2 protein-coding genes are annotated in these 4,151 nt (G+C 71.1%); both read right to left on the bottom strand.

Annotated elements, in window-relative coordinates:
- Positions 1-64: 64 nt before the first annotated feature.
- Positions 65-3,154, bottom strand: coding sequence for an efflux RND transporter permease subunit (locus tag AC1DZ6_RS20415; protein WP_477098961.1), 3,090 nt, complete (start codon positions 3,152-3,154; stop codon positions 65-67).
- On the bottom strand, positions 3,151-4,151 hold a 1,001-nt coding region (locus AC1DZ6_RS20420; protein ID WP_477098962.1), incomplete at its 5' end, for an efflux RND transporter periplasmic adaptor subunit. The genes AC1DZ6_RS20415 and AC1DZ6_RS20420, both read right to left, overlap by 4 nt.

Below are 4,151 nucleotides of genomic sequence, written 5' to 3' on the forward strand. Positions count from 1 at the left end.
GGCCGCGGGGCCCCGGCCACAAGGCCCGGGATGACGGTTGAAAGTGATGGGAGGATCTAAGTTGTCACCCCCGCTCATCCCCCCGCGCCGTCAGCCAGTACATCACCGGCGTCGCCACCCGCGACAGCACCGTGGACGTGATCAGCCCGCCGATGATCACGATGGCCAGCGGCGAGTACAGCCCCGACCCCTCCATCGCCAGCGGCAGCAGCCCCCCGATCGCCGTGACCGAGGTCAGCAGCACCGGCAGGAACCGCACCTCGCCGGCCTTCTCGATGGCGTCGTGCAAGCCCATCCCGTCGCGCCGCAATTGCTCGGTGAAATCCACCAGCAGGATCGAGTTCTTGATCTCGATGCCGATCAGCGCGACCAGCCCGATCGTCGCGGTGAAGCTCAGCGAATAGCCGGTGATCCACAGGGCCGCCACGGCCCCGAACAGGCCGAACGGGATGATGCCGGCCACCACCAGCGCGGTCTTGAACTTCTGGAACTCCAGGACCAGCACGGCCAGGATCCCGAACACCGCCACCATCACCGCCGCGCCCAGGCCGGCGAAGCTTTCCGACTGGGCCTCGGCCTGGCCGCCCATCGACAGGCGGTAGCCGGGCGGCATGGGCAGCTCGCGCTCCAGGCGCGCCACGACATCCTCGGTGACCTTGGCGGTCAGATAGCCGGTCTGGACGTAGGCGCTGACCGTCACCGTCCGCTCGCGGTCGAAGCGGTCGATGCGGGCGGGGCTGGAGCGCAGGGTGGGGGTGGCGATCGAGCCCAGCGGCGCGGCCTCGCCGTCGGCGGTGGGAACGTAGATCTTGGACAGGTCGGCCAGGGCGTTGCGGCTGCCCACGGCGTTGGGCCCCTCCGTCACGCTCCCCATGGTGTTTTGGGGAAGCCGCACCCTGACCRCATAGTCGTCGCCGTCCGGATCGCGGAACCGGCCGGTCTCCTCGCCCGACAGGGCCAGGCGGGCGGCGCGGCGCGGGGCGCCGGCCGGCACGCCCAAGGCGGCGGCCTTGCCCTCGTCGACGCCGAGGTCCAGGTCGGTGCGGTCCAGCCGCACGGGGTTGTTGACGTCGCGCGTGCCCGGCGTGGCCTTCAGGACGATCTCGGCGCGCGCCGCCAGGGCCTTCAGCACCTCCAGGTTCTGGCCGGTCAGGCGCACGGCCACCGGGGCGTCGATCGGCGGGCCGTTCTCGAAGGTGACGACGCTGATCCGCGCGCCGGGGAAGCGGGCGAAGTCGGCGCGCAGGCGGTCCAGCACGTGCTCGCTCTCGCCGGGCTTCCAAGCCTTCAGACTGGCGAACACCTCGCCATAGGTGGTGGCGCTCTCGCGCTGGGTGATGTTGTAGAAGATCTGCGGGTTGCCGCGCCCCAGGTTGTCGGCGTGCCAGATGATCGCCGGCTCCTGCTTCAGGCGGGCCTCGACGAAGCGCAGGGCGCGGTCGGTGCGGGCCAGGGGGCTGCCGTCGGGGGTCTCGATCCGGATCAGGAACTGCGGGGTCTCGGCGGCCGGGAACAGGGACGAGCCGACGATCTTCAGCATCGGCACGGTGGTGGCGCAGATCGCCAGCATGATCGCCAGGCTCAGCCACGGCCGCGCCAGGCTGAAGTGCAGCACCGGCCGGTAGAAGCGGTGGATGCCGCCGTTCACCGCCCGCAGCAGCCGGTTGCCCTCGGGGTCGGAATGCTTGTCCAGCACCCGGCTGGCCAGGAACGGGATGATGGTCATCGAGACCAGCAGCGAGGCGCCGACCGTGCACAGCACCGTCACCGGCAGCGACTTGATATAGGCCCCCGACCCGCCCGGCAGGGCCATCAGCGGCAGGAAGGCCAGCATCAGACAGGCCGTGCAGCCCAGCACCGCCAGCGCGATCTGGTTGGCGCCGTTGACGGCCGCGGCCGTGCGCTCCTCGCCCTCGCGGATGCGGCGGGCGATGTTCTCGGTGATGACGATGCTGTCGTCGACCAGCAGGCCCAGGGCCAGCACGAAGCCGGCGATCGACAGTTGGTTCAGGGTGAAGCCGAACGCCTGCAGCAGCACCAGGCCGATCAGCAGGCTCAGCGGGATCGACACCATCACCACCAGGCCGGCGCGCGGCCCCAGCGGCAGCAGGGTGATCAGCACCAGGGCCAGGGCGATGCCGAAGTCGCGGAAGAGGTTGTTCAGCCGGTGTTCGACATTGCGGGCCTGGACGAAGCCGCGCTCCAGCTTCACCCCGGCCGGCAGGCTCTTCTCGTACTCGTCCAGCACCTTGTCGACGCTGGCGGTGATCTTGGCGACGTCCTGGCCGTCCTTCTGGGTGACGGTGACGAAGATCGCCCGCTTGCCGTTGAAACGCGTCAGGTGGGTGGGCTCGTCCTGGGCCCAGGCCACGTCGGCGACGTCGCGCACCCGCACCACCTGGCCGCCGATCGAGCGGACGGGGGTGTCCTTGACCGCGTCCAGCGAGCGGAAGGCCCCGCCGGCCTTGACGTTAAAGCGGCGGTCGCCGGCCTGGACCGCGCCGATCGGGGCTTCGGCGCCGTTGGCCTTCAGGGCGTCGGACACGGCGGTGGCCGGCAGCTTCAGGGCCGACAGCCGGGCCAGGTCCAGCGACACCCGCACCTCCGACGACGGCGCGCCGTAATAGCGGGACTGGCGCACGCCGGGCACCCGGTCCAGCCGCTCGCGCAGCCGGTCGGCCACCTTCTCCAGCCGGCGCATCGGCAGCACGTCGGAGGTCAGGGCGAGCTGGACGATGGCCACCTCGGTGGTGCGCACGCGGTCGATGTCGAGGCGGGCGATGCCGGCGGGCAGGTTCCCCCGGATGGCGTTCACCTCGCGGACCACCTGGTCGTACTTGCGCTCGGGATCGACGTTCCAGTTGAAGTGGACGCGGATCACCGCCGCCCCGTCCAGGCTGGTCGACTCGACCTTGTCGATATCGTCCAGACCGTCGACGGCGTCCTCGATGGGATCGGCGACCAGCTGCTCCATCTCCGAGGGTTCGGCCCCCGGCAGCACGGCGCGGATGACGACGATCGGCACCGGGAAGTGCGGATCCTCCGAACGCGGCACGTTCAGGAAGGCGTTCAGCCCCAGCATCACCAGCAGGCCGAAGGCGACCAGGGTGAATTGCCAGCGGTGGACGGCGAAGCCGGCGAGGTCGAACTTCATTGTGAAGGTCCTCGCTCTAGCGCTGACCATGCCACCCCAACATCCGTCATTCCCGCCCTTGTGGCGGGAACCCCTCTATGCGCCGCAAGGTCAGGGGTGTGACGCGCCAGCGCGCCATTTCGCTTCCCCGTCAGCTGAACCAGGGGTTCCCGCCACAAGGGCGGGAATGACGGTTGAAAGGAGGGGGCATGAGCGGGAAAAGCCGCGACGCTCATTGCCCCGCCTTCCGGCCCAGCGCCTTCGGATCGGTCACCGTCACCCGGTCGCCGTCCGAGACGAAGCCGGCGCCGGCGGTGATCACCCGCGCGCCGTCGGGCAGGCCCGACACCAGGGCCGTCGAAGCCGCCGAACTGGACGGGCGTGCGGCGAGCTCGGCCATTGTCGAGGCGCAGCACGGCCGCCTTGCCGCCCGACGCCTCGAGCACCGCCTCGGCGGGGATGCGGGCGAAGCCGACGTTGGTCGTGGCCGCCACGCGGCTGGCCAGGCGGGCGGTGGCGATCTGGCCGCTGCGCAGCTCGGGCCGGGCGGCGACCTCGATCTCGACCGTGACCGCGCCGGTGCGGGCGTCGGCCGACTGGCCCACGCGGGTGACGCGGCCGACCAGGGTCTGGCCGGCCCCTCCTGGTGTTTTCAGGGCGTCGACGGTGACCTCGACCGGCGCGCCGACCCTGACGCCAGCCACGTCGCGGTCGGGCAGGGGCACGCGCAGCACCAGGGGGCTGTTCAGGTCGGCGATGCTGACCACGGCCTGGCCGGGCTGGACCACCTCGCCGGCCTGGGCCTTGCGCTCCAGCACCACGCCCGAGGCCGGTGAAACCAGCTGGGCCCAGCGCCGGTCGAAGGCGGCGGCATTGTAGGCGGCCCCGGCCGAGCGCACGGCGCTTTCGGCGTCGTCGACCCGCACCTTGGTCACGAAGCCCTTGGCGTAGAGGGTCTTGGCGCGCTCCAGGTCGCGGCGGGCCTTGTCGAGGTCCGAGGACGAGGCCTGCTGGCGGG

It is taken from the genome of Caulobacter sp. P1_B12_2, assembly GCF_056406675.1.